22 protein-coding genes are annotated in these 24665 nt (G+C 54.5%); 13 read left to right on the plus strand and 9 right to left on the minus strand.

Annotated features, from left to right (window positions below; genetic code table 11):
- Positions 1–23: 23 nt before the first annotated feature.
- Complete coding sequence (gene dld, locus ACFX4O_RS08820) at positions 24–1760, minus strand: D-lactate dehydrogenase (protein WP_380208142.1); 1737 nt, start codon at positions 1758–1760, stop codon at positions 24–26.
- Between the two features lie 309 nt (positions 1761–2069).
- Here dld and bglX point away from each other — a divergent pair, with 309 nt between their 5' ends.
- From bglX to ACFX4O_RS08845, 5 genes are all read left to right on the plus strand, one after another.
- A complete protein-coding gene (gene bglX, locus ACFX4O_RS08825; RefSeq protein ID WP_380208144.1) occupies positions 2070–4367 on the plus strand; it encodes a beta-glucosidase BglX in 2298 nt (765 codons plus the stop codon).
- A gap of 149 nt (positions 4368–4516) precedes the next feature.
- Complete coding sequence (locus ACFX4O_RS08830) at positions 4517–5434, plus strand: ABC transporter substrate-binding protein (RefSeq protein ID WP_380208146.1); 918 nt, start codon at positions 4517–4519, stop codon at positions 5432–5434.
- Between the two features lie 8 nt (positions 5435–5442).
- The gene (locus ACFX4O_RS08835) at positions 5443–6597 is read left to right on the plus strand and encodes an ABC transporter permease (RefSeq protein WP_380208148.1); all 1155 of its coding nucleotides are present in this window, start codon (positions 5443–5445) and stop codon (positions 6595–6597) included.
- Positions 6590–7537, plus strand: a complete 948-nt coding sequence (locus ACFX4O_RS08840; protein ID WP_380208150.1) for an ABC transporter ATP-binding protein — start codon at positions 6590–6592, stop codon at positions 7535–7537. The genes ACFX4O_RS08835 and ACFX4O_RS08840 overlap by 8 nt, the downstream gene beginning before the upstream one ends.
- The gene (locus ACFX4O_RS08845) at positions 7521–8258 is read left to right on the plus strand and encodes an ABC transporter permease (RefSeq protein ID WP_380208152.1); all 738 of its coding nucleotides are present in this window, start codon (positions 7521–7523) and stop codon (positions 8256–8258) included. The genes ACFX4O_RS08840 and ACFX4O_RS08845 overlap by 17 nt, the downstream gene beginning before the upstream one ends.
- Here ACFX4O_RS08845 and ACFX4O_RS08850 read toward each other — a convergent pair.
- Positions 8233–8346: a protein YohO gene (locus ACFX4O_RS08850; RefSeq protein WP_017459817.1), complete on the minus strand. Its 114-nt coding sequence runs from the start codon at positions 8344–8346 to the stop codon at positions 8233–8235. The two genes, ACFX4O_RS08845 and ACFX4O_RS08850, sit on opposite strands and share 26 nt — an antisense overlap.
- A 60-nt stretch (positions 8347–8406) precedes the next feature.
- On the minus strand, positions 8407–9138 hold the full coding sequence (gene mlrA / locus ACFX4O_RS08855) for an HTH-type transcriptional regulator MlrA (RefSeq protein WP_131410635.1): 732 nt from the start codon (positions 9136–9138) through the stop codon (positions 8407–8409).
- Between the two features lie 219 nt (positions 9139–9357).
- On the opposite strand from mlrA, the gene ACFX4O_RS08860 reads away from it, so the two are divergent.
- From ACFX4O_RS08860 to ACFX4O_RS08870, 3 genes are read left to right on the plus strand one after another with little or no spacing between them, the layout of a single operon-like run.
- Positions 9358–11046, plus strand: a complete 1689-nt coding sequence (locus ACFX4O_RS08860; protein ID WP_131410633.1) for a sensor histidine kinase — start codon at positions 9358–9360, stop codon at positions 11044–11046.
- The gene (gene btsR, locus ACFX4O_RS08865; RefSeq protein ID WP_380208155.1) at positions 11040–11759 is read left to right on the plus strand and encodes a two-component system response regulator BtsR; all 720 of its coding nucleotides are present in this window, start codon (positions 11040–11042) and stop codon (positions 11757–11759) included. The genes ACFX4O_RS08860 and btsR overlap by 7 nt, the downstream gene beginning before the upstream one ends.
- A gap of 53 nt (positions 11760–11812) precedes the next feature.
- Positions 11813–12298, plus strand: coding sequence for a DUF1456 family protein (locus ACFX4O_RS08870; RefSeq protein ID WP_131410631.1), 486 nt, complete (start codon positions 11813–11815; stop codon positions 12296–12298).
- 85 nt (positions 12299–12383) lie between these two features.
- Here ACFX4O_RS08870 and ACFX4O_RS08875 read toward each other — a convergent pair whose 3' ends face one another.
- Together ACFX4O_RS08875 and metG are read right to left on the minus strand one after the other, a co-directional pair.
- Positions 12384–12839, minus strand: coding sequence for a YehR family lipoprotein (locus ACFX4O_RS08875; RefSeq protein WP_131410629.1), 456 nt, complete (start codon positions 12837–12839; stop codon positions 12384–12386).
- 87 nt (positions 12840–12926) lie between these two features.
- Positions 12927–14960, minus strand: a complete 2034-nt coding sequence (gene metG / locus ACFX4O_RS08880; protein ID WP_380208842.1) for a methionine--tRNA ligase — start codon at positions 14958–14960, stop codon at positions 12927–12929.
- A 296-nt stretch (positions 14961–15256) separates the two neighbouring features.
- On the opposite strand from metG, the gene apbC reads away from it, so the two are divergent.
- Positions 15257–16366, plus strand: a complete 1110-nt coding sequence (gene apbC, locus ACFX4O_RS08885; RefSeq protein ID WP_380208158.1) for an iron-sulfur cluster carrier protein ApbC — start codon at positions 15257–15259, stop codon at positions 16364–16366.
- Positions 16367–16399: 33 nt separating this feature from the next.
- Here the strand turns inward: apbC and ACFX4O_RS08890 are convergent, their stop codons facing one another.
- The 4 genes from ACFX4O_RS08890 to ACFX4O_RS08905 all read right to left on the minus strand — a co-directional run bounded on the left by ACFX4O_RS08890 (position 16400) and on the right by ACFX4O_RS08905 (position 19623).
- Positions 16400–16825 (minus strand): GNAT family N-acetyltransferase, encoded by a 426-nt coding sequence (locus ACFX4O_RS08890; RefSeq protein ID WP_131410627.1) that lies wholly within the window; start codon positions 16823–16825, stop codon positions 16400–16402.
- Between the two features lie 11 nt (positions 16826–16836).
- A complete protein-coding gene (locus tag ACFX4O_RS08895; RefSeq protein WP_131410625.1) occupies positions 16837–17172 on the minus strand; it encodes an RcnB family protein in 336 nt (111 codons plus the stop codon).
- Between the two features lie 198 nt (positions 17173–17370).
- Positions 17371–18384 (minus strand): zinc-binding alcohol dehydrogenase family protein, encoded by a 1014-nt coding sequence (locus ACFX4O_RS08900; protein WP_131410623.1) that lies wholly within the window; start codon positions 18382–18384, stop codon positions 17371–17373.
- Positions 18385–18492: 108 nt separating this feature from the next.
- On the minus strand, positions 18493–19623 hold the full coding sequence (locus ACFX4O_RS08905; protein ID WP_380208161.1) for an ABC transporter ATP-binding protein: 1131 nt from the start codon (positions 19621–19623) through the stop codon (positions 18493–18495).
- 352 nt (positions 19624–19975) lie between these two features.
- Between ACFX4O_RS08905 and ACFX4O_RS08910 the strand changes: the two genes are divergently transcribed.
- The 4 genes from ACFX4O_RS08910 to ACFX4O_RS08925 are packed head-to-tail and all read left to right on the plus strand — an operon-like array spanning position 19976 to position 24641.
- Positions 19976–21211 (plus strand): extracellular solute-binding protein, encoded by a 1236-nt coding sequence (locus ACFX4O_RS08910; RefSeq protein WP_017459829.1) that lies wholly within the window; start codon positions 19976–19978, stop codon positions 21209–21211.
- Positions 21212–21267: 56 nt separating this feature from the next.
- Entirely contained in the window at positions 21268–22575 is a 1308-nt protein-coding gene (locus ACFX4O_RS08915) for a carbohydrate ABC transporter permease (protein WP_380208163.1), read from the plus strand.
- Between the two features lie 10 nt (positions 22576–22585).
- Entirely contained in the window at positions 22586–23437 is an 852-nt protein-coding gene (locus tag ACFX4O_RS08920) for a sugar ABC transporter permease (RefSeq protein ID WP_020454348.1), read from the plus strand.
- 4 nt (positions 23438–23441) lie between these two features.
- Positions 23442–24641 (plus strand): arabinogalactan endo-beta-1,4-galactanase, encoded by a 1200-nt coding sequence (locus ACFX4O_RS08925; protein ID WP_380208166.1) that lies wholly within the window; start codon positions 23442–23444, stop codon positions 24639–24641.
- Positions 24642–24665 lie beyond the last annotated feature (24 nt).

Genomic DNA, 24665 nt, shown 5'->3' on the forward strand with positions numbered 1-24665 from the left:
CACAAATACAGCCTGTCAACGGGTTATTTCATCGTCGTTGACGGTGCGTTATTTGAAGCGTGTTCTTCTTGCCAGAACTTGCGCTTGCTGGTTTTACCGATGCCGGGATTCATGCTGTTTGTCGGGTCGTTTTCTTTATAAAAACGTTTTAACGGTTCCGCGGCTTCATACAGATGCCCGACGTTATGCTCGGCCGGGTATTGCGCGCCACGCTGGCGTAACAGTTCCAGCATTTGCTCTTTCAGCGCATGGGCATCCACGCCTTTTTTCACAATGTAATCCTGGTGGAAAACATGGCACATAAAGTGGCCGTAATAGAGCTTATGCACCAGTTGGCTGTCGATTTCCGGCGGCAAATGCTCAAACCAGTCGCTGTCATTGCGGCGCAGCGCGATATCCAGCGCCAGAATATCTTCCACTTCATCGGCGTGTACCGCCTGATAACGAATCGCCGCACCTGCGGCGGCAAAGCGGTGTAAGAATGCTTTGCTCCCTTCTTCAGGCGTGCAAACAAAAAAGTCGCCCTCTGCATTAGTAAAGTACGTTTTCAGCCAGTTTTGTGCTTCCGCAATGCCATCGCCGGACATTTTCAGCAGCAGGTGATGTTCATATTTATCACGCCACTCTTTCATGCGCGGCGGCAGGTGAGACGGGAAAAAGCCGCTGATTTTTTGCAAGGAACGATCAATAAAATGCGGCTTAAATACCGTCGCTCTTTCCAGCAGCGCTTCGGTGCGGCCTTTCATGGTGAAGAAGAACGGCATTTTATCGGTGCCGAGTTTATCGATCATCAGGAAGGTGTCTTTGCCGTAGCGCTCGGCGATATCGTAAATATCGCGATGCATATACTCACCGGCGACGGGCAGGTTTTCGAAGTTGGCCAGAATATGACGACGGATTTCCGCCAGCACCGCCGTTTGATTCGTGCCGATATAGAACACTTGCTGGCGCGTTTCGGCCGGGAAGGTGTCGAGACGGACGGCAAAAACGGCCAGTTTCCCCGCGCAGCCGGAGGATTCGAACAAGCGCTGCGGGTCGGCGTTGTAACGCGCCGGGGTGTCGGCATCGACATCGCGCACGCGGGTGATGTAATCATGATCGTGGCCGTGGCGCTGGTCGTGCAACACGTCGCTATCGCTAACACGATCGTCATCGAGTTTGCTGAGGATCTGCTCCGGTGTTTCCCCCAGCGCAATCCCTAAATGGTTCACCAGCACCAGTTTGCCCTGCTCATCAATGCGTGCGAACAGCGACATTTCGGTGTAGGCCGGGCCGCGTTGCACCAGTGAACCGCCGGAGTTATTGCAGATGCCGCCAATCACCGATGCGCCAATGCAGGAAGAGCCGATCACTGAATGTGGCTCGCGGCCCAGCGGTTTGAGCGCTTTTTCCAGCGAATAGAGCGTCGTGCCAGGGTAGGCGAGTACCTGTTCGCCGTTATCCAACAGGTGCAGCTTATCAAGGCGCAGAGTGCTGATAATCACGATTTCCCGGTCATAATCATTGCCGTTTGGCGTCGAACCTTCCGTCAGCCCGGTGTTTGCCGCCTGCATCAGAATAATTTTATCGGCGTTAACACAGGCTTGCAGAACGCGCCATAACTCAACCAGCGAGCCAGGAAAGACCACCGCCAGCGCGTTGCCCTGGCCTGAACGAAAGCCCTTACGATAGCGGGCCGTTTTGGCCGGGTCGGTAAGCAGGTGAGACGCGCCAACCAGCCGTTTGAGTTCGCTGATAAAGGCGTTATTTGGATGTGACATTATCCACTCCTTGTGGCTAATCATTGTTCAATACACTTCATTCTTCGGGCCGCCTTTGAGTAGCGTTGGCACCCGGAAGCTTATCTCAGTAAGCGTCATAAGAATGTGAAGACCTGCCGCTTTGGCGCGTTATGCATGATGACGTGTAAAGTGCGCATTAATGTTAGTCCCGTAAAACCAAACGGGGGGAGCGAATTCGCATAAAAATCAGAGTCCCACTCTGCAACACGTGCCAGGATTATGGCACACTGCGTTTCTTTCGCGGCCAGTGACCGCGGTTATGGGTGAAAAAACAAGAGAGTAAACGACATGAAATGGCTATGTTCTGTAGGTGTCGCTGTGAGCCTCGCGCTGCAACCTGCGCTGGCGGAAGAGATGTTCGGCAACCATCCGCTGACGCCAGAAGCAAGGGATGCGTTTGTCACTGCGCTGCTCAAGAAAATGACGGTCGATGAAAAAATCGGCCAGTTGCGTTTAATCAGCGTCGGGCCGGATAACCCAAAAGAAGCCATTCGCGACATGATCAAAGCAAGCCAGGTCGGCGCGATTTTTAACACCGTCACCCGGCAGGATATTCGCGCCATGCAGGATCAGGCGATGCAGTTGAGCCGCCTGAAAATCCCTTTGTTTTTCGCCTATGATGTGGTACACGGCCAGCGTACCGTCTTCCCGATTAGCCTCGGTCTTGCCTCCAGTTTCAACCTTGATGCGGTGAGAACGGTTGGTCGCGTTTCTGCCTATGAAGCCGCTGATGACGGCCTGAATATGACCTGGGCGCCAATGGTTGATGTCTCGCGCGATCCGCGTTGGGGCCGTGTTTCTGAAGGGTTTGGCGAAGATACTTACCTGACTTCAGAAATGGGGCGCACCATGGTAGAAGCGATGCAGGGCAAAAGCCCGGCGGATCGCTACTCGGTGATGACCAGCGTGAAACACTTCGCCGCCTATGGGGCGGTAGAAGGCGGTAAAGAGTACAACACCGTTGATATGAGCCCGCAGCGCCTGTTCAACGACTACATGCCGCCGTACAAAGCCGCGCTGGACGCCGGTAGCGGCGGTGTGATGGTGGCGCTGAACTCGCTTAATGGCACACCGGCCTCCTCTGACTCATGGTTGCTGAAAGACTTGCTGCGCGATGAGTGGGGCTTTAAAGGCATCACCATTTCCGATCACGGGGCGATTAAAGAGCTGATTAAACACGGCACCGCCGCTGATCCGGAAGATGCGGTGCGCGTGGCGCTGAACTCCGGCATCAACATGAGTATGAGCGATGAGTACTACAGCAAATACCTGCCGGGCCTGGTGAAATCGGGCAAAGTGACGATGGCGGAGCTGGATGATGCCACCCGTCACGTGCTGAATGTGAAATACGATATGGGGCTGTTTAACGATCCGTACAGCCACCTGGGGCCGAAAGATAGCGACCCGCAAGACACCAATGCCGAAAGCCGTCTGCACCGCAAAGAAGCGCGTCAAGTGGCGCGCGAAAGTATGGTGCTGTTGAAAAACCGTCTTGAGACGCTGCCGCTGAAAAAATCGGGCACCGTGGCGGTGGTTGGCCCGCTGGCGGACAGCAAACGTGATTCGATGGGCAGTTGGTCTGCGGCTGGCGTTGCCGATCAGTCCGTTACCGTGCTGACCGGTATTCGCAACGCACTGGCCGGTAAGGGTGAAGTGGTGTATGCCAAAGGGGCAAACATCACCAATGACAAAGATATCGTTAATTTCCTCAATCTTTATGAACCGGCGGTGGTTGTTGACCCGCGTTCACCGCAAGCGATGATTGATGAAGCGGTCGCCGCGGCGAAAAAATCCGACGTGGTTGTTGCGGTAGTGGGTGAAGCGCAGGGCATGGCACATGAAGCTTCCAGCCGCACCGATATCACTATTCCGCAGAGCCAGCGCGATTTGATCGCCGCGCTGAAAGCCACCGGCAAGCCGCTGGTGCTGGTGCTGATGAACGGTCGTCCGCTGGCACTGGTGAAAGAGGATCAACAAGCCGATGCCATTCTGGAAACCTGGTTTGCTGGCACCGAAGGCGGCAATGCCATTGCCGATATTCTGTTTGGTGATTACAACCCGTCCGGTAAGGTGCCGATGTCCTTCCCGCGCTCTGTCGGGCAGATCCCGGTCTATTACAGCCACCTCAACACCGGGCGTCCGTATAATGCAGATAAACCCAACAAATACACCTCTCGCTACTTTGATGAAGCGAACGGCCCGCTCTATCCGTTTGGTTATGGCCTGAGCTACACCACCTTCAAGGTTTCTGACGTGAAGATGTCCGCGCCGTCGATGACGCGCACGGGCAAAGTGACCGCCAGCGTCGAGGTGACCAACACCGGCAAACGTGAAGGCGAGACGGTTATTCAGATGTATTTGCAGGATGTCACCGCTTCAGTGAGCCGCCCGGTAAAACAACTGCGCGGTTTTGATAAGGTGAATCTGAAACCGGGCGAAACCCAAATCGTTAGCTTCCCGATCGATATTAATGCGCTGAAATTCTGGAACCAGCGCATGAAATATGACGCGGAGCCGGGCAAATTTAATGTCTTTATCGGCGTTGATTCCGCGCGCGTTAATCAGGGTGAGTTTGAACTGCGTTAACCTCTCACAGGCCGGGAAACCGGCCTGATTTTCCTCGCTATACCTTATTCCTTTATCGTTTAACCTTCTAACGCGACAAAGCCGCTATTTTTCGTCTACGCTTTTTTCTCAAGCTGCTGAAAAAGGCCGTAAAAAATGAGGGAAGTACAATGACAATCATGAAAAAGATTGCGTGCGCAATAGGGTTAATGGCCGCTGTGAGCCTCCCGCTGCAGGCGGCGGAGCCGATAAAGGTCGGTTCCAAAATTGATACCGAAGGGGCGCTGCTGGGCAACATCATTTTGCAGGTTCTGGAAAGTCATGGTGTAAAAACAGTCAATAAAGTGCAGCTCGGCACCACGCCAGTGGTGCGCGGCGCGATCACTTCTGGCGAGCTGGATATTTACCCGGAGTACACCGGCAACGGGGCGTTCTTCTTTAAAGATGAAAACGATGCCGCGTGGAAAAACGCGCAGCAGGGCTACGAAAAAGTCAAAAAGCTGGATGCCGAAAAAAACAAGCTGGTATGGCTAACCCCCGCGCCGGCGAACAATACCTGGACTATCGCGGTGCGCCAGGATTTGGCGCAAAAAAACAAACTTAACTCGCTTGAAGATCTGAGCCGCTACCTGAAAGCGGGCGGTGAATTTAAGCTCGCCGCGTCGGCTGAATTCATTGAGCGCACCGATGCGCTACCCGCCTTTGAAAAAGCCTATGACTTTAAGCTGAAACAGGATCAACTGTTGTCGCTGGCCGGTGGCGATACGGCGGTGACCATCAAAGCGGCGGCGCAGCAAACCTCTGGCGTCAATGCGGCGATGGCCTACGGTACGGATGGCCCGGTGGCAGCACTCGGTCTGCAAACCCTGAGCGATCCGAAAGGTGTGCAGCCTATCTATGCGCCAACGCCGGTGGTGCGCGAATCTGTACTCAAAGCCTACCCGCAACTGGATGCGTGGCTGAAACCGGTCTTTGCCAGCCTGGATGAGAAGACGCTGCAAAAACTGAACGCCAGCATTGCAGTTGAAGGGCTGGATGCGAAGAAAGTCGCCGCAGATTACCTGAAAGAAAAAGGCCTGGTGAAATAACTACCTCTATGGATGTTTCGATACGCTGCCATAACCGTGTGTTGTTGCTGTTGGCTGTGCTGGGCGGGTTGGCGGCGTGGCTGCCGTTTGTGAGCTATGCGCCAAACCGGCTGGTTTCCGGCGAAAGCCGCGCTTTATGGCAGCTTTTTTCCGCGCTGTGGTTACTCGCCCCCTGCTTTTTACTGGCGATGAGCTTTATTCCCGGCCGCGGTGTGCAGGTGGCTACACTGCTGCTCACTGAAGTGCTGTTCTGCCTGCTGATATGGAGCGCGGGCAGGGCGGCGACCGACCTCGCGCAGGCGGGCAGCCCGCTGGCGCGCACGTCGCCGGGCAGCGGGTTGTGGCTGTGGCTTGCGCTGACGCTTTTGGCCTGTAGCGATGCGATTCGCCGGGTTGTGTCCAACCCCGTGTGGCGCTGGTTGCTGCATGCGCAGGTGTGGTGCTTTCCCCTCTTTTTATTGCTCAGCGGCAAGCTGGATAATCTCTCACTGCTACGCGAATACACCAATCGCCAGGATGTGTTCAACGATGCGCTGGCGCAGCATTTAACGCTGTTGTTTGGCACATTGTTACCCGCGTTGGTATTTGGCTTTGCCATTGGGCTGTGGTGCTATCGGCATCCCTCTCGACAGGGGCCGGTGTTCGCGGTGCTCAACGTCATTCAAACCATTCCCTCGGTGGCGCTGTTCGGCTTACTGATTGCGCCGCTGGCCGGGCTGGTGCGGCAATTCCCTGAGCTTAATCATCTGGGGATTGCCGGAACCGGTATGACACCGGCGCTGATTGCGTTAATTCTCTATGCTTTACTGCCGCTGGTGCGTGGCGTGGTTGCCGGATTAAACCAGGTGTCGCAAGAGGTGCTGGAAAGCGCCGAAGCGATGGGCATGAGCGCACGTCAGCGTTTCTGGCAGGTGCGCGTGCCGCTGGCGCTTCCGCTGCTGCTGCGCAGCCTGCGGGTGGTGGCGGTGCAAACGGTCGGGATGGCGGTGATCGCGGCATTGATTGGCGCGGGCGGATTTGGTGCGCTGGTCTTCCAGGGGCTGCTGAGTAGTGCGCTGGATTTGGTGCTGCTGGGCGTCATTCCGGTTATTGTCATGGCGGTGGTTGTTGATGCGTTATTTGGTTTAGGCATAGCGCTGCTGAAGGTGAAACATCATGATTGAATTTAACAACGTCAGTAAATCCTTTGCCGGGCAGCCAGCGGTAAGCAACCTCAATTTACACGTAAAAACCGGCGCGTTTTCGGTGCTGATTGGCACCTCGGGATCCGGAAAATCCACCACCCTGAAGATGATTAACCGGCTGGTGGAGCATGACGAAGGTACGATTACGTTTGCCGGGGTGGATATCCGCACGCTTCCGGTGCTGGAGCTGCGCCGTCGTATGGGCTACGCCATCCAGTCGATTGGTTTGTTTCCTCACTGGACGGTGGCGCAGAACATTGCCACCGTGCTGCAACTGCAAAAATGGTCGCGCGCGAAGCGTGACGCGCGGGTGGATGAGCTTATGGCCCTGCTTGGGCTGGAGCCTTTGTTGCGTGACCGCTTTCCACATCAGCTTTCCGGTGGGCAGCAGCAGCGTGTAGGGGTTGCCCGTGCCCTTGCTGCCGATCCGGAAGTGTTGTTAATGGATGAACCCTTCGGTGCGCTTGATCCCGTGACACGCGCGGCGTTACAGCAGGAGATGGTGCGCATTCACCGCCTGCTTGGGCGCACCATTGTGCTGGTGACGCATGATATTGACGAAGCATTGCAACTGGCCGATCACCTGGTGCTGATGGATGGCGGGAAGGTGGTACAGCAGGGGACGCCGTTATCAATGTTAACTGCGCCGCGTAACGATTTCGTGCGCGAGTTTTTTGGCCGCAGCGAGCTTGGCGTGCGGTTGCTCTCTTTGCGCCAGGTGCGCGGTTATCTACGCAGTGAACACGTTTATGCTGGTGAACCGCTACAGGACGCGATGACGCTGCGTGAAGCGCTCTCTGCTTTTGTCGCCCAGCAGTGCGAGGTGCTGCCGGTGAATAATGCGCAGGGGCAGCCCTGCGGGAGCCTGCATTTTCGCGATTTACTGCGCGTGGAGGTTACCTGTGAAGATCCTGCGTGATCCGCTGCTGTGGCTGATGGTGCTGTTTATTGCGCTGCTGATCTGGTTGCCGCACAGCACGGCGCTGTTTAGCTCGCTCTTTCCGCAACTTCCGCGCCCGGTCTATCTGCAGGAGAGTTTTATTTCGCTCACCGCTGCACATTTCTCGCTGGTCGCGGTTTCCAGCGTGATTTCGATTGTGCTGGGCGTTGGTGCAGGCGTTGCCGTTACGCGTTCTGCCGGGCGGGAGTTTCGCCCGCTGGCGGAAACCATTGCCGCCGTAGGACAAACTTTTCCCCCGGTCGCGGTGCTGGCGATTGCTGTGCCGGTGATGGGCTTTGGTAAACAACCGGCAATTATTGCGCTGGTACTGTATGGCGTATTGCCGATCTTACAGGGGACGCTGGCGGGGATTGCTTCGGTGCCGGAAAGCGTGCAAAGCGTCGCGAAAGGCATGGGCATGAGCGCGTGGCAGCGGTTGTTAAAAGCAGAGTTGCCGCTCGCTGCACCGATGATTATCGCCGGGGTGCGCACGTCAGTGATTATTAATATCGGTACCGCCACCATCGCCTCAACGGTGGGGGCAAATACGCTGGGTACGCCAATCATTATTGGCCTGAGCGGTTTTAATACGGCTTATGTGTTACAGGGGGCGGTGCTGGTGGCACTGGCGGCGATTATTGTCGATCGGGGATTTGAGCGGCTGGCACAGCGGCTCAACCGACACCGCCACGCACGATAAACGAATAACCGGCGAGCATGACGCCACCAATTCCGCCGATAGCCATCAGCAAAAAGACAGCGATAACAAGAATTTTACCAGACTTCATTTTATGCTCCTTCTGAATCAGGCTGGCATTATAAAGGCAAGTTGAGTTGTTAATAAAACATTAAATGCCGAGTAACCAGACGCTGTGCCCTTCTTCGCGCCATGCCAGCATCTGCTGTTGCTGTGATTCGCCCGGCGTTTCGCCGCACCACACCAGCAGCGTCTGGCCGGGGAACATCTCCGGGCGTAGCTGAGGTAGGGCGTGCGCCAGAATATCCACCCGCCATCCCTGCTGGCTTGCCATCCAGCCTTCCAGCCACAGCCGCGTGGTGTCCTGCACATTCCAGCCAATCACCAGCGCGTCTTTACCCGGTTTTTTACGCGCAGATGCCAGGCACCCGGAAATATAGTTGATAAGTATCCCATCGAGCAGGCTCAGCATCGCCTGCAGGGCGGGCTGCTGGGATTGTAGGCGTAATCGTAAGGGGATAAGCAGATGCGTTGCCAGCGCTTGCGCCGGGTAGTCGCGCCCGTTGTCTTTAATCCACTGATGTAGGCGATGTGGGTCGCCCTGTTGCAGGTATTGCAGGGCGGTTTCTTGCTGGGCCCGCCAGCCATCACGCGTCTCTTCCTGCGCCGAGGAGAGCAGTTTTTGCACTTTGCTGACCTGCACGCCGGTATCTATCCAGCGTTTGATTTCCCGAATGCGGTCTATGTCCTCTTCGGTGAATAACCGATGGCCGCCATCCGTGCGTTGGGGCTGTAATAATCCATAACGTCGTTGCCATGCCCGCAGCGTCACGGGGTTGATTTCGCATAACAACGCCACTTCACCGATTGTGTAAAGCGCCATGGTTTCATCCTCGCCAGCCGACTCCCTGTATAACTGTAGCCGCTGCCGGTCGGCACAGGATGCGCCGCCGCAAATTTGCGCAAAATGTGTCCTGACGGTTAATCACTCTGGCTAATTTTGTGATATGGAGCACGATTTTGTATTTTTTTGCAGCGCTTCAAAGAAACATCTGAAAACACCCTGTATGTTACGCGCTTTAGTTGATGTGGTGTTGCGGGTATGTACGAGTTCAATCTGGTGTTGCTGCTGCTTCAGCAGATGTGTGTGTTTCTGGTTATCGCCTGGTTGATGAGCAAAACGCGGTTGTTTATTCCGCTGATGCAGGTGACCGTGCGCTTACCGCATAAGCTGCTGTGCTACGTCACCTTCTCTATTTTCTGCATTCTCGGCACCTATTTCGGCCTGCATATCGAAGATTCTATCGCCAACACGCGCGCGATTGGCGCGGTGATGGGCGGTCTGCTCGGCGGCCCGTTGGTCGGTGGTCTTGTCGGCTTAACCGGTGGTATTCACCGTTATTCGATGGGCGGTATGACTGCGCTGAGCTGCATGCTTTCTACGTTTGTCGAAGGGCTGCTCGGTGGGCTGGTACACCGGGCGTTGATTAAACGCGGCCGCACCGATCTGGTGTTTAGCCCGTTTACCGCCGGGGTGGTGACCTGCGTGGCGGAACTGATCCAGATGCTGATTATTCTGCTCATCGCCCGTCCGTTTGATAGCGCGCTGCACCTGGTGCAAAGCATTGCCGCGCCGATGATGGTCACCAACACCGTCGGCGCGGCGCTGTTTATGCGTATTTTGCTCGATAAGCGCGCCATGTTCGAAAAATACACCTCGGCGTTTTCCGCCACCGCGCTGAAAGTGGCGGCGTCGACGGAAGGGTTTCTGCGCCAGGGCTTTAATGAAGAGAACAGCATGAAGGTGGCGCTGGTGCTCTATAAAGAGCTGGATATTGGCGCAGTGGCGATAACCGACCGGGAAAAACTGCTGGCCTTCACCGGCACCGGCGACGATCACCATCTGCCGGGGCGGCCTATCTCCTCGGTCTGGACGCAGCGCGCCATTGAAACCGGCGAAGTGGTCTATGCCGACGGTAACGAAGTGCCTTACAAATGTTCGCTCCACCCGCAATGCAAACTCGGTTCGACGCTGGTGATCCCGCTGCGTGGCGAAAACCAGCGCGTGGTTGGCACAATTAAGTTGTATGAAGCGAAAAACCGCCTGTTCAGCTCCATCAACCGCACGCTGGGCGAGGGGATAGCGCAACTGCTCTCGGCGCAGATCCTTGCCGGGCAGTACGAGCGGCAAAAGGCGCTGCTCACTCAGTCGGAAATTAAGCTGCTGCACGCGCAGGTAAATCCGCATTTCCTGTTTAATGCCCTGAACACGCTAAAAGCGGTGATCCGCCGCGACAGCGATCAGGCCGGATTGCTGGTGCAATATCTGTCGACTTTCTTTCGTAAAAACTTAAAACGCCCGTCAGAAATTGTGACGCTGGCGGACGAAATTGAGCATGTGAATGCCTACCTGCAAATTGAAAAAGCGCGTTTTCAGTCACGCTTGCAGGTGCAGTTGCATGTGCCAGAGACGCTGTCGCATCTGCAACTTCCGGCTTTTACCCTGCAACCGATCGTTGAGAATGCCATCAAACATGGCACGTCGCACCTGCTTGGCGTGGGCGAGATTGTGATTAACGCCAGCCAGGACGGACGGCATCTGGTGCTGGACATTGAAGACAATGCCGGGTTGTACCAGCCGAAAAGCGACGCCAGTGGATTAGGGATGAGCCTGGTGGATAAGCGCCTGCGCGCGCGTTTCGGCGATGAGTGCGGCATTACCATTGCCTGCGAGCCGGATCTGTTTACCCGCATTACCTTACGACTCCCGCTGGAGGAACACGCATGTTAAAAGTGCTGATTGTTGATGACGAACCGCTGGCCCGGGAAAACCTGCGAATTCTGCTCCAGGAAGAGAGTGACATTGAGATTGTTGGCGAGTGCGGTAATGCCGTAGAAGCCATTGGCGCGGTGCATAAACTGCGCCCGGATGTGCTGTTTCTGGATATCCAGATGCCGCGTATCAGCGGGCTGGAGATGGTTGGTATGCTCGATCCGGGAAACCGGCCGTATGTGGTATTCCTGACCGCGTTTGATGAATATGCGGTGCAGGCGTTTGAAGAACACGCGTTCGATTATCTGCTCAAACCGATAGAAGCTCTCCGGCTGGAGAAAACCCTCAGCCGCCTGCGTCTTGAGCGAAACGTGCAGGATGTTTCGGTGCTGCCGGAAAACCAGGAAGCGCTGAAATTTATCCCTTGCACCGGGCATAGCCGGATCTGGTTATTGCAGATGGACGAAGTGGCGTTTGTCAGTAGCCGCATGAGCGGCGTGTATGTGACCAGCCAGGAAGGCAAAGAGGGATTTACCGAGCTGACGCTGCGCACGCTGGAGAGCCGTACGCCGCTGGTGCGCTGCCACCGCCAGTACCTGGTCAATATGGCGCACCTCAAAGAGATCCGCCTCGAAGATAATGGCCAGGCAGAGTTACTGCTGCGTGATGGGCTGACGGTGCCGGTGAGTCGACGTTATCTGAAAAATTTAAAAGAGGCGTTGGGGTTGTAAATTCCTGCGCGATGCCTACACTGCGCGCAGGTTCATCATTTCCGGAAAAAAATATGCTTAATAACGATATCCTGCGCAGCGTGCGTTACACCCTGCAAGCTGATAACACCGCGCTGGTGCGCATTCTGGCGCTGGCGGACACGGTCGTGACCGTTGAACAGCTGGCACCCTGGCTGCGCAAAGACGATGAGGAAGGTTATAAGCCGTGTCCGGATATTGTGTTGTCCGCGTTTCTGAACGGTCTTATTTATGAAAAGCGTGGCAAAGATGAAACCGCGCCGCCGTTGGCTGTTGAGCGCAAGCTGAATAATAATATCGTGCTGAAAAAACTGCGTATCGCTTTCTCGTTAAAGACGGACGATATTCTGGCCATTCTGACCGCCCAGCAGTTTCGCATTTCAATGCCGGAAATCACTGCCATGATGCGTGCACCGGATCATAAGAACTTCCGCGAATGCGGCGATCAGGTTATGCGTTATTTTTTGCGTGGGCTGGCGGTACGCGAACAGAAACCGAAGGGTAAAACCGAAGCGGAATAATCGACACTCCTTCAAGCCGCATCGCCAGCTTGTTTACCTGTCGGCGGGTGCCGCCAACAATGCGCAGCTTGAAGGAGAATATTGCTTACTGGACTTCTTTAAAGCCGCGTGATTTCAGCAGCTCTTCTGATTTTTTCATACTGATTTTGCCATTGACCGTGCCGGTAAACTCAGAGCCCTGCAGGTTGTTCAGTGCAGAAAAATCCACCTCGTTGTAATCCACATCCAGCGTCTCTTGCGCGTAGGTTTCCTGATAATCGACGCTCTCTTTGATCCCTTTAATGCTCTGGTATTTTTTGCTGATCGGATCCAGCACTTTCATCGCCTCGTCTTTTGTCTTCGCGCCAATTGAAGCGTATTCGATTTTATTTTTGGCGGTCTGGCGCTCGACCTGATCGCCTTTGTAGTAATAGGTGAGTGTCACTTCTGTGCCCGCTTGTGAAAAGCTAAAGGTTTTGCTCTGCTCTTTTTCCCCACAGCCGCTCAGGCCAATGAGTAAAGCGACAGAAAAAAGTGCGGCGATGAGTTTACTGAATTTCACGATAATCCCCTGTTTTCCATGTGAAGTAGTGTTTGGTTAATGCAGAATTGAGTATAGAAAAAGGCGCTGAATTCAGCGCCTTATTTTTTACTTCACTTGCTGGCCTGCTTTTGCGCCGCTGTCCGGGCTGAGCAGGAAGATATCTTTTCCGCCGGGGCCGGCGGCCATCACCATTCCTTCGGAGATCCCAAAACGCATCTTGCGCGGTGCCAGGTTGGCGACCATCACGGTCAGGCGGCCAATCAGCGCACTTGGGTCCGGGTAAGCGGAACGGATGCCGGAGAAGACATTGCGTTTTTCGCCATCCAGATCCAGTGTCAGACGCAGCAGCTTGTCGGAACCTTCAACCAACTCGGCGTTTTCGATCAGCGCCACGCGCAGATCGACTTTCGCGAAATCGTCAAAGCTGATGGTTTCCTGAATCGGGTTATCCGCCAGCTCGCCGGTGACTGGTGCGGCAGCCGCTTTCACTTCCTCTTTTGACGCTTCGACCAGCGCTTCCACTTGTTTCATCTCGATACGGTTGTACAACGCTTTGAATGCGTTAACTTTGTGGCCGAGCAGCGGCTGGTTGATGGCGTCCCACTCAAGCGTGGTATTGAGGAACGCTTCGGTGCGCTCCGCCAGCGACGGCAGAACCGGTTTCAGCCATGTCATCAGCACGCGGAACATGTTCAGCCCCATGGTGCAGATGGCTTGCAGATCGGCGTCACGGCCTTCCTGTTTTGCCACCACCCACGGTGCTTGTTCGTCAACGTAGCGGTTCGCCACATCGGCCAGCGCCATAATTTCGCGCACCGCTTTGCCGAACTCACGGCTCTCCCACGCTTCGCTAATGGTGGCCGCTGCGTCGGTAAAGGTTTTGTACAGCGCCGGGTCTGCAAGCTCTGCGGCCAGCACGCCGTCAAAACGTTTATTGATAAAACCCGCGTTACGGGAAGCGAGGTTGACCACTTTGTTCACGATGTCGGCGTTCACACGCTGGATGAAATCTTCCAGGTTGAGATCGATATCATCAATGCGCGAAGAGAGTTTCGCCGCGTAGTAATAACGCAGGCTGTCGGCGTCGAAATGGTTCAACCAGGTACTGGCCTTGATAAAGGTACCACGCGATTTGGACATCTTCGCACCGTTCACCGTCACATAGCCGTGGACGAACAGGTTGGTCGGCTTGCGGAAACCGCTGCCTTCCAGCATTGCCGGCCAGAACAGGCTGTGGAAATAGACGATATCTTTACCGATGAAGTGATACAGGTCGGCGTCGGACTCTTTCTGCCAGTACGCGTCAAAGCTGGTGGTATCGCCGCGTTTGTCGCACAGGTTTTTGAACGAACCCATGTAGCCAATCGGCGCATCCAGCCAGACGTAAAAGTATTTGCCCGGCGCGTTCGGGATTTCGAAACCGAAATAAGGCGCATCGCGGGAGATATCCCACTGCTGTAAGCCAGATTCGAACCACTCCTGCATTTTGTTCGCGACCTGCTCTTGCAGCGCGCCGCTGCGCGTCCACGCCTGCAACATTTCGCTAAATGACGGCAGATCGAAGAAGAAGTGCTCGGAATCACGCATCACCGGCGTCGCGCCAGACACCACCGACTTCGGCTCAATCAGCTCGGTCGGGCTGTAGGTTGCGCCGCACACTTCGCAGTTATCGCCGTATTGATCCGGTGATTTGCACTTCGGGCAGGTGCCTTTCACAAAACGATCCGGCAGGAACATGCCTTTTTCCGGATCGTAGAGCTGAGAGATGGTGCGGTTTTTAATAAAACCGTTCTCTTTCAGGCGCGTGTAGATAAGCTCCGACAGCTCGCGGTTCTCGTCGCTGTGCGTGGAGTGGTAGTTGTCGTAGCTGATGTTAAAGCCAGCAAAATCGGTCTGATGTTCCTGACTCATGTCCGCAATCATCTGCTCCGGGGTGATCCCCAGTTGCTGTGCTTTCAGCATGATCGGCGTGCCGTGGGCATCGTCCGCACAGATGAAGTTGACCTCGTGGCCGCGCATTCGCTGGTAACGGACCCAGACATCAGCCTGGATGTGCTCCAGCATATGGCCGAGGTGGATGGAGCCGTTGGCGTACGGCAGTGCGCACGTTACCAGAATTTTCTTCGCGACTTGAGTCATAGTAGGCATTACATCTTCTTGAGAAAAAGGGGGAGAAATATTACCAAAAAGGTAAATATTGCGCCACGCGAGAAGGGCTTTTGGCGCGTTTTAATCCCTATAATTAACCTTTTTGGTAAAGATTGCTCCCCCTGTAAGTACTAAGGGCTTTAAGAACGTTTCAATCCCTATATGAATACATGGGTAATAATTACGCCATGCGTTAACGGCATTTATCCGTAAATGAATAATTGTTGCCCGTGGGGTAAACTTGCTGGCTACAATGTCGTTTTCAGAACAACTACAAAGGAGTCGGGATGAGTTCGCAATCCCAGGCCAAATCCCCGGAAGCGTTACGCGCGATTGTTACCGGGACGCTGGCCGATTTTCAGCACCCAACCCTGAAGCACAATCTCACTGCGCTCAAAGCGGTGCATCATGTCGCATGGCTTGATGAAACCCTGCACGTCGAGCTGCTGATGCCGTTCGTCTGGCGCGGCGCGTTTGAAGAGTTAAAAGCGCAGTGCAGCGCCGAATTGCTGCGTCTGACCGGCGCGCGCGCCATTGACTGGAAGCTCTCGCATAACATTGCCACCTTAAAACGTGTGAAAAACCAGCCGGGCGTCAACGGTGTGAAAAACATCATTGCCGTCAGTTCCGGCAAGGGCGGGGTAGGGAAATCCTCCACGGCGGTAAACCTGGCGCTGGCGCTGGCGGCGGAAGGGGCGAAAGTCGGTATTCTCGACGCCGATATTTACGGCCCGTCGATCCCGGTGATGCTCGGTGCAGAACATGAGCGTCCGACCTCGCCGGACGGCACGCATATGGCGCCGATTATCGCTCATGGCCTGGCGACCAACTCGATTGGCTACCTTGTGACTGACGATAACGCCATGGTGTGGCGCGGCCCGATGGCCAGCAAAGCGCTGCTGCAACTGTTGCAGGAATCCATGTGGCCGGATCTGGATTACCTGGTGCTGGATATGCCGCCAGGCACCGGTGATATCCAGTTGACGCTGGCGCAAAACATCCCGGTGACTGGCGCGCTGGTGGTGACAACGCCGCAGGATATCGCGCTGATCGACGCCAAAAAAGGCATCGTCATGTTCGAGAAAGTGGAAGTGCCGGTGCTCGGTATCGTTGAAAACATGAGCATGCATATTTGCAGCAACTGCGGTCATCACGAACCGATTTTCGGTACCGGTGGTGCGGAGAAACTGGCCGAGCAGTATCACACCGAATTGCTGGGGCAGATGCCGCTGCACATTTCGCTGCGTGAAGATCTGGATAAAGGTACGCCAACAGTGGTGAGCCGCCCGGACAGCGAATTTACCGCTATTTACCGTCAACTTGCCGGGCGCGTAGCCGCGCAGCTTTACTGGCAAGGTGAAGTCATTCCTGGTGATATCGCTTTCCGCGCGGTGTAAATCAGTCAACCTCTCCCGTTCGGGAGAGGTTTTTCACTTCTTCAGATAGTGCATCAGCACGTAATCCCCTTCCGGTGAAACGCCCTGTGCTTCGATATGCCAGCCGTGGTGCTGATAAAACGCCAGTGCGGCTTTGTTTTGTAGCAAGCACTTCAGCGCGCCGGTGCCGGTAAAGGTGGATTGCGCATGTTTGAGCAGTGCGCTGCCGACGCCTTTGCCCTGAGCGGCCGGGTCGACAAACAGGTTGTGCAGGAAATTGTCGTTTTCGTACACCGAGGCGAACCCCAGCCGGTGACCCTTTTCTTCGGCGACCCAAATGGTTTCATCGAGCGTGGCGGCATCAAAATCTTCCAGCCGCCAGTCGCTGCCATCAAGCCAGTGCCAGCTCTCTTTGCGGGCGTGTAAATAAAGGGTGCGTAAAAACGGTCTGTCACTTTCCTGCCAGCGGCGAATAATCATTCAGCTCCTGATTAACGGTGGTAAAAGATGTCGCCGTTATAGGCTTTGAGGATTTTGCCTTCGGCATCCGTGATCAGCACATAGTTGCCGCCCATGTAGGTCCAGTGGCTACCAGCTTCGGGGGCTGGCAGGTTACGCAGTTGCCACTGTTTAATGTTGTACTCTTCGCTGCGGTACATTGCCGGTACGGTATCGCCAATGTTGAATTTCGTGAAGTCAGCGACAAACTCATTAATTTCATAGGATTGCGGCCCGGTTGCGCCTGGTGTAGCGGTTTGCGGTGCGGCAAAGGCCGTCGTGGCGGTAGCCAACAGCGCGCCCAGAAGCATCATTTTTGTTTTACTCATACTCTCTCCAGGTTGTTCTTATACATTTCACGCGGTTGCATAAATAGCACGCCATCATTGCCGTTAACTGACAGCGGAGCAACTACGAAAAAATAACGCTTTGGTAAAAAGTGTAAGCAAACCCAGGGCAGAGGAGGAAAAGCGGACGCCGATTTTCGCTATCCGCTTGTAACCTTTAAGAATAATCCTGGCTAGTTGTCAGCCGGCAAACCCTTCCAGCACGATTTTCCCTACCGCCCGCTGGCTTTCAAGCAGCGCGTGGGCTTTGCGCAAGTTCACGGCATTGATGGTGCCAAAGTGCTCGCCAAGCGTGGTTCTTAACACACCTTCATCGATCAACTGCGCCACGCGTGAGAGCAACTGGTGCTGAGCAATCATATCCTCGGTGGTGAACATTGAGCGGGTAAACATAAACTCCCAGTGCAGCGAAATGCTTTTCACCTTCAGCGGCAGCGCGTCCAGGCTTTGCGGATCATCAATCAGCGCCAGTTTACCCTGCGGTTTCAGGGCGTTAATCAGCTGCTGATAATGCTCTTCGGTGTTATTGAGGCTGGCGACATGAGAAACCTGTTTGACGCCAATTCGTGCCAGCTCTTCAGTCAACGGTTTGCTGTGGTCAATCACATAGTGCGCGCCGAGTTCTTTTACCCACTGCTGGCTGGCGGGGCGAGATGCCGTGCCAATTACCGTTAAGCGCGTTAACTTACGCGCCAGTTGCGTCATGATCGAACCCACGCCGCCCGCTGCGCCAACAATCAAAAGTACATCACTTTCGTTACCGCCCTCTTTGATGCCAAGACGGTCGAATAACAACTCCCAGGCGGTAATGGCGGTTAAGGGCAGAGCGGCAGCGGCAGCGTTATCCAGCGTTTTCGGTTTGCGTGCCGCAATACGCTCATCCACCAACTGGAATTCGCTGTTGCTACCGGGGCGCGTCAACGCACCGGCATACCACACTTCATCACCTGGCTGGAACAACGTGACCGCTTCACCGACGGCGGTCACCACGCCCACTGCATCCCAGCCCAGCACGCGCGGTGCATCGGCGTTAAAACCGGCGCGCACTTTGGTATCCACCGGGTTGACGGAAACGGCCTTCACTTCAACCAGTAAGTCGTGACCGCTGGCTGTCGGTTGCGGCAGTTCAATGTCGGTAAGAAAATCCAGATTGCTGCCGTTCTGCGCGGCGCGGGTAATAGCGATAGCTTTCATAAAGGCTCCGTTAATGCGTTTTGGGTGTCGATACAGATAAGGGTAGTCAAAGCTTATCTGATGAAAAACACGCAAAACGGAGCAGCACTTATCCTTGATGAGTGAAAATCAATTGATCTGGCCGTCCGGGGAATCCGAGTTTGGCACCGGGATATCGGCGCTGACGCGCAAATCCTGGTCATCGAAAATCATGCAGTGGCGATTATCAAAGGCGAGGGTAATTTTCTGCCACGGACGGAAATGGACATCTCCCGGCAGCAGAATTTTAATGTTGTCATGGCCGTAGCACTGACCAAACAGATAAGTGTTATTACCGAGTCGTTCTACCACTTCACACTGAAATTCCAGCGGCGTGCCGCGCGTGACATCCGTGGAGAGATGTTCCGGGCGAATACCCAGTGTGATGGCCGCGCCTGGCTCCAGCCGCGATGTTTCGATTGCGAGCGTTAATTGATGCCCCTGCGCCAGCGTGATGGTCACTTCGCCGGGTTGCCAGGCTTTAACCGTGGCGGGCAGGAAGTTCATCTTCGGCGAGCCGATAAACCCGGCGACAAACTTGTTTTTCGGGTTGTAGTAGAGCGACATCGGCGAGCCCATCTGCTCGACATTGCCGTAGTTCATCACCACGATTTTATCCGCCAGCGTCATTGCCTCCACCTGATCATGGGTGACATACACCATGGTGGTTTTCAGCTCCTGGTGCAGGCGCGCAATGTGCAGGCGCATCTCGACACGCAGTTCGGCATCAAGGTTGGAGAGGGGTTCGTCAAACATAAATACGCGCGGGTTACGCACAATCGCACGGCCAATGGCGACGCGCTGGCGCTGACCGCCGGAGAGCTGTTTCGGTTTTCGGTCAAGCAGATGGCTCAGTTGCAGGGTTTTCGCCACCATCTCCACCTGGCGGCGGATCTCCTCTTTCGGCACTTTGTTCACTTTCAGCCCGTAGCCCATGTTTTCCGCCACGGTCATATGCGGGTAAAGCGCATATGACTGGAACACCATCGACACGCCGCGATGCGCCGGCGCGACATCATTCATCACCTCGTCGCCGATCAATACTTCGCCTTCGCTAACCTCTTCCAGACCGGCAATCATGCGCAGCATGGTGGATTTGCCGCAGCCGGAAGGGCCGACAAATACCGCGAATTCGCCATCATCAATCGATAAATTGACATTGTTCAGCGTCACCGTGTCGCCAAACCGTTTGGTGACATTCCTCAGTCGTATATTGGACATCAACGTTCCCCGAATGTAGTAGCCGTTATTTACCGTTTATGCCGTGTGCTGAGTGTTTTTGTATTACGTATAACAATCATCTGGCGTCGCTGCGTAACGGCGAAAAATCTTGCTATGACTATAACTTCCAGCGTTTTTGCGCCCTATATCGAATTTTCATTTCTGTAACACCGGTCACATAACTCACCGTTTATGCTCGTTTTATTAATTGGTAAAGCGTAGCGTATAACAAATTCAATAAGGCGAGTGAATACGTCTTAAACTCTGCAATATCAGGTGTTTTGTTTAAAAGCTATCCTGATGCTGCGCCATAAAAACCACAAAATTGTTATACCTTGACATGAGGTTGATAATGAAAAAGAACACACTTACTGCACTGATCCTCTCTGCACTCGCCGTTGGCCAGACGGTTAGCCTGTCGGCGCACGCCGCCACCCAGCAGCTTAATGTCTGGGAAGACATCAAAAAGTCGGTCGGCATTCAGGATGCCGTGAAAGATTTTGAACAAAAGTACGACGTCAAGGTTAACGTGCAGGAGATGCCCTATGCGCAGCAACTGGAAAAATTACGCCTTGATGGTCCGGCAGGGATTGGCCCGGATGTGCTGGTTATTCCTAATGATCAACTGGGCGGCGCGGTGGTGCAAGGGCTGCTGACCCCGCTGAATCTGGATAAAGAGAAGGTTGACGCTTTTACGCCTGCATCAATCAACGCCTTTCGTCTGGATAACACTTTGTATGGTGTGCCGAAAGCGGTGGAAACCCTCGTGCTTATCTATAACAAGGAACTGATTGATAAGCCGCTGCAAAGCCTGCCGGAATGGCTCGACTATTCGAAAAAACAGCGCGCACAGGATAAATACGGGTTGCTGGCCAAGTTTGACCAGATCTATTACAGCTGGGGTGCCATCGGGCCGGAAGGCGGCTACCTGTTTGGTAAAAACGATAAAGGCGGTTTCAACCCGCAGGATATTGGCCTCAATAAACCGGGCGCGGTGGAAGCCGTCACCTTCCTGAAAAAATTCTATGCCGAAGGCGTATTTCCCTCCGGCATCCTCGGCGATAACGGCCTGAACGCCATCGATTCGCTGTTTACCGAGAAAAAAGCCGCAGCGGTGATCAACGGCCCGTGGGCGTTCCAGCCGTATGAAGCGGCGGGTATCAATTATGGCGTCGCGCCGCTACCGAACCTGCCAGACGGCAAGCCGATGAGCTCGTTCCTCGGCGTGAAAGGGTATGTCGTTTCAACCTGGAGCAAAGACAAAAAGCTTGCCCAGCAATTCATTGAATTTATCAACCAGCCGCAGTACGTGAAAACGCGTTATATCGCCACCCGCGAAATCCCGGCGCAGAAAGCGATGATTGACGATCCGGTGATTAAAAACGACGAAAAAGCCAGTGCTGTCGCGGTTCAGGCGGCACGCGCTACGGCAATGCCAGGCATTCCGGAAATGGGCGAAGTGTGGGGGCCGGCGAACGCCGCGCTGGAGCTGAGCCTGACCGGCAAACAGGAACCGCAGGCGGCGCTCGATGCGGCCACCAAACAGATCCATATGCAAGTTGAAGCGATGCAGGCCAGTAACCAGTAACCGCGTGTTGTTGCGAAACGGGAGGGGCACCTCCCGTTGTTGAAAAGGAGTCGTACGTGATTATCAGTCCCAGCGAAAATTTTGCCAAAACGCGTGGCGCAGGGCGGCATGCGTGGTGCGGGCTGCTGCTGGCCGTTGTGCCGGGTTTGGGTCAGTTTTATCACCGCCAGTGGTTCAAGGGCCTTATCTTCCTGGTGCTGCTTAGCAGCTTTATGGGCATTTTTTACGATTTTCTGCGTGAAGGGGTATGGGGTTTATACACTCTTGGCGAAGAGGTCCCGCGTGATAACTCCATTTTCTTGCTGGCGGAAGGCATTATCAGCGTGCTCATCATCGCCTTTGGTGTGATGGTCTATTACCTCTCACTGCGCGATGCGTGGGTAAACGGTAAAAAACGCGACGCAGGGAAACCGCTCAACAGCGTGCGCAAACAGTACCAAATGTTACTCAGCGACGGCTTCCCGTATCTGATGATCACGCCAGGCTTTATCCTGCTGGTGTTTGTGGTAATTTTCCCGATCCTCTTCGGTTTCGCTATTGCTTTTACTAATTACAATCTTTACCACACGCCGCCGGCCAAGCTAGTGGACTGGGTGGGATTAAAGAACTTCGTCAACATCTTCACCCTGTCGATCTGGCGCTCAACCTTCTTTGATGTGCTGCAATGGACGGTGGTCTGGACGCTGCTGGCCACCACGTTGCAGTGCTCCGTTGGCGTGCTGCTGGCGATTCTGGTGAACCAGAAAGATCTGCGCTTTAAGCCGCTGGTACGCACCATTTTTATCCTGCCGTGGGCGGTGCCAGGATTTGTCACCATTCTGGTGTTCGCCGGGATGTTTAACGATTCGTTCGGCGTGATTAACAATGCCATTCTCGCGTTCTTCGGCATTGCGCCAAAAGCCTGGCTGACGGATCCATTCTGGACCAAAACGGCGCTGATCATGATGCAAACCTGGCTCGGTTTCCCGTTTGTTTTCGCCATGACCACCGGCGTGTTGCAGGCCATCCCGGACGATCTGTACGAAGCGGCGAAAATGGATGGCGCGGGCACCTGGACGCGGCTTCGCACCATTACGTTGCCGCTGGTGCTGTACTCGATTGCGCCGATCATCATTACCCAATACACCTTCAACTTTAACAACTTCAACATTATCTATCTGTTTAACAACGGCGGCCCGGCGGTTGCGGGGGCGAACGCGGGTGGGACGGATATTCTGGTGTCGTGGATTTACAAGCTGACAATGTCCTCTTCGCAGTACGCGATTGCGGCAACCATCACCATTTTGCTGTCGATTTTTGTCGTCGGTCTGGCGCTGTGGCAGTTCCGCGCGACCAAATCTTTTAAAAACGACGACATGGCATAAGGGAAGAAAAATGGCTCAATCACAAAGTATCCGCCGCGAGAAGTGGATCCGCCTGACGCTATCCTGGCTGGTTATCGCGCTGGTATCGCTGATGATTATCTACCCGCTGGTGTGGACGATTGGCGCGTCGCTGAACGCCGGTAACAGCTTGCTCAGCACCTCGATAATCCCGGAAAACCTCTCGTTTCAGCATTATGCCGATCTGTTTAACGGCCAGGTCAACTATCTGACCTGGTACTGGAACTCAATGAAGATCAGCCTGCTGACCATGGTGCTGACGCTGATCAGCGTCAGTTTCACCGCTTATGCCTTTTCGCGCTTCCGTTTTAAAGGGCGGCAGAACGGGCTGATGTTGTTTTTGCTATTGCAGATGATCCCGCAGTTTTCGGCGCTGATCGCCATTTTCGTGCTGTCGCAACTGTTGGGCTTAATCAACAGCCATATGGCGCTGGTGCTGATCTACGTCGCCGGGATGATCCCGATGAATACCTATCTGATGAAAGGCTATCTCGATGCTATCCCGCGTGATTTGGATGAGTCTGCACGCATGGATGGCGCGAGTAACTTCCGCATTTTTATTGAGATCATCATGCCGCTGTCGAAACCGATTGTGGCCGTGGTGGCACTGTTCTCTTTCACCGGGCCGCTGGGGGATTTCATTCTCTCCAGCACCATTTTGCGCACCCCGGACAAATACACGCTGCCGATTGGGCTTTACAACCTGGTGGCGCAAAAAATGGGCGCCAGTTACACCACCTACGCGGCGGGCGCGGTCTTGATCGCCGTTCCGGTGGCCATTCTTTATCTGGCACTGCAAAAATACTTCGTCTCCGGCCTGACCTCCGGCAGCACCAAAGGATAACCACATGAAAAGATTTGCACCCGCTCTGCTTGCTGTCTGTCTGGGTAGTTTGTCCGCCAGCGCCTTCGCTGCCGACGCGCTTCAAACGCGCGCCTTTAACGGCATGCCCGCCGATTTCATCAAAGGCGCGGATATTTCGACGTTGCTCGACGCCGAGAAGCACGGAGCGAAGTTTTATAACGAAAATAACCAGCCGCAGGATGCGATTGCCATTCTGAAGGCCAACGGCGTCAACTATGTGCGCTTGCGTTTGTGGGTTGACCCGAAAGATGCGCAAGGCCAGGCCTACGGCGGCGGCAATAACGATCTGGCCAGCACGCTGGCGCTGGCGAAACGGGCCAAAGCGCAGGGTATGAAACTGCTGCTCGATTTCCACTACAGCGATTTCTGGACCGATCCGGGCAAGCAATACAAACCAAAGGCCTGGGAGAAAATGGATTACCCACAGTTGAAAACGGCAATCCATGATTATACCCGCGATACCATCGCCCGCTTTAAGCAGGAGGGCGTGCTGCCGGATATGGTGCAAATCGGCAATGAGATTAACGGCGGCATGTTGTGGCCGGAAGGCAAAAGCTGGGGGCAGGGCGGCGGTGAGTTTGACCGGCTGGCGGGCTTGCTGAATTCAGCTATCGCTGGCCTGAAAGAGAACCTGAAGAACGGCGAGCAGGTAAAAATCATGCTGCATCTGGCAGAAGGCACCAAGAACGATACTTTCCGCTGGTGGTTTGATGAAATCACCAAACGCAACGTGCCGTTCGATGTCATCGGCCTCTCGATGTACACCTACTGGAACGGGCCGATTAGCGCGTTGCAGGCCAATATGGACGACATCAGCAAACGCTACAACAAAGATGTGATTGTGGTGGAAGCGGCCTACGGCTATACGCTGGCGAACTGTGATAACGCGGAAAACAGCTTCCAGGCGAAAGAGGAAAAAGAGGGCGGCTATCCAGGCACCGTGCAGGGGCAATATGACTATATCCACGATTTAATGCAGTCGGTAATCAATGTTCAGGGCCATCGCGGCAAAGGTATTTTTTACTGGGAGCCTACCTGGATTGCCGTTCCCGGAAATACCTGGGCCACGCAAGCTGGCATGAAATATATCAACGACAAGTGGAAAGAGGGAAATGCCCGCGAAAACCAGGCGTTATTTGATTGTCAGGGTAAAGTGCTGCCATCGGTAAAAGTCTTTAATTAATTTTGGTGTGGTAAATTTCAGGAT

The sequence above is a fragment of the Kosakonia sp. YIM B13571 genome (genome assembly GCF_042788095.1).
In the GTDB taxonomy this organism is placed as follows: domain Bacteria; phylum Pseudomonadota; class Gammaproteobacteria; order Enterobacterales; family Enterobacteriaceae; genus Kosakonia; species Kosakonia quasisacchari.

Bases quoted from the DNA above. Each gene is read 5' to 3' on its own strand.
- ACFX4O_RS08860 (WP_131410633.1), top strand. From the start codon at position 9,358: ATGTACGAGTTCAATCTGGTGTTGCTGCTGCTTCAGCAGATGTGTGTG.
- ACFX4O_RS08835 (WP_380208148.1), top strand. From the start codon at position 5,443: ATGGATGTTTCGATACGCTGCCATAACCGTGTGTTGTTGCTGTTGGCT.
- ACFX4O_RS08910 (WP_017459829.1), top strand. From the start codon at position 19,976: ATGAAAAAGAACACACTTACTGCACTGATCCTCTCTGCACTCGCCGTT.
- bglX (WP_380208144.1), top strand. From the start codon at position 2,070: ATGAAATGGCTATGTTCTGTAGGTGTCGCTGTGAGCCTCGCGCTGCAA.
- btsR (WP_380208155.1), top strand. From the start codon at position 11,040: ATGTTAAAAGTGCTGATTGTTGATGACGAACCGCTGGCCCGGGAAAAC.
- ACFX4O_RS08895 (WP_131410625.1), bottom strand. From the start codon at position 17,172: ATGAGTAAAACAAAAATGATGCTTCTGGGCGCGCTGTTGGCTACCGCC.
- ACFX4O_RS08850 (WP_017459817.1), bottom strand. From the start codon at position 8,346: ATGAAGTCTGGTAAAATTCTTGTTATCGCTGTCTTTTTGCTGATGGCT.
- ACFX4O_RS08905 (WP_380208161.1), bottom strand. From the start codon at position 19,623: ATGTCCAATATACGACTGAGGAATGTCACCAAACGGTTTGGCGACACG.
- metG (WP_380208842.1), bottom strand. From the start codon at position 14,960: ATGACTCAAGTCGCGAAGAAAATTCTGGTAACGTGCGCACTGCCGTAC.
- apbC (WP_380208158.1), top strand. From the start codon at position 15,257: ATGAGTTCGCAATCCCAGGCCAAATCCCCGGAAGCGTTACGCGCGATT.
- dld (WP_380208142.1), bottom strand. From the start codon at position 1,760: ATGTCACATCCAAATAACGCCTTTATCAGCGAACTCAAACGGCTGGTT.
- mlrA (WP_131410635.1), bottom strand. From the start codon at position 9,138: ATGGCGCTTTACACAATCGGTGAAGTGGCGTTGTTATGCGAAATCAAC.
- ACFX4O_RS08890 (WP_131410627.1), bottom strand. From the start codon at position 16,825: ATGATTATTCGCCGCTGGCAGGAAAGTGACAGACCGTTTTTACGCACC.
- ACFX4O_RS08870 (WP_131410631.1), top strand. From the start codon at position 11,813: ATGCTTAATAACGATATCCTGCGCAGCGTGCGTTACACCCTGCAAGCT.
- ACFX4O_RS08925 (WP_380208166.1), top strand. From the start codon at position 23,442: ATGAAAAGATTTGCACCCGCTCTGCTTGCTGTCTGTCTGGGTAGTTTG.
- ACFX4O_RS08830 (WP_380208146.1), top strand. From the start codon at position 4,517: ATGACAATCATGAAAAAGATTGCGTGCGCAATAGGGTTAATGGCCGCT.
- ACFX4O_RS08920 (WP_020454348.1), top strand. From the start codon at position 22,586: ATGGCTCAATCACAAAGTATCCGCCGCGAGAAGTGGATCCGCCTGACG.
- ACFX4O_RS08840 (WP_380208150.1), top strand. From the start codon at position 6,590: ATGATTGAATTTAACAACGTCAGTAAATCCTTTGCCGGGCAGCCAGCG.
- ACFX4O_RS08900 (WP_131410623.1), bottom strand. From the start codon at position 18,384: ATGAAAGCTATCGCTATTACCCGCGCCGCGCAGAACGGCAGCAATCTG.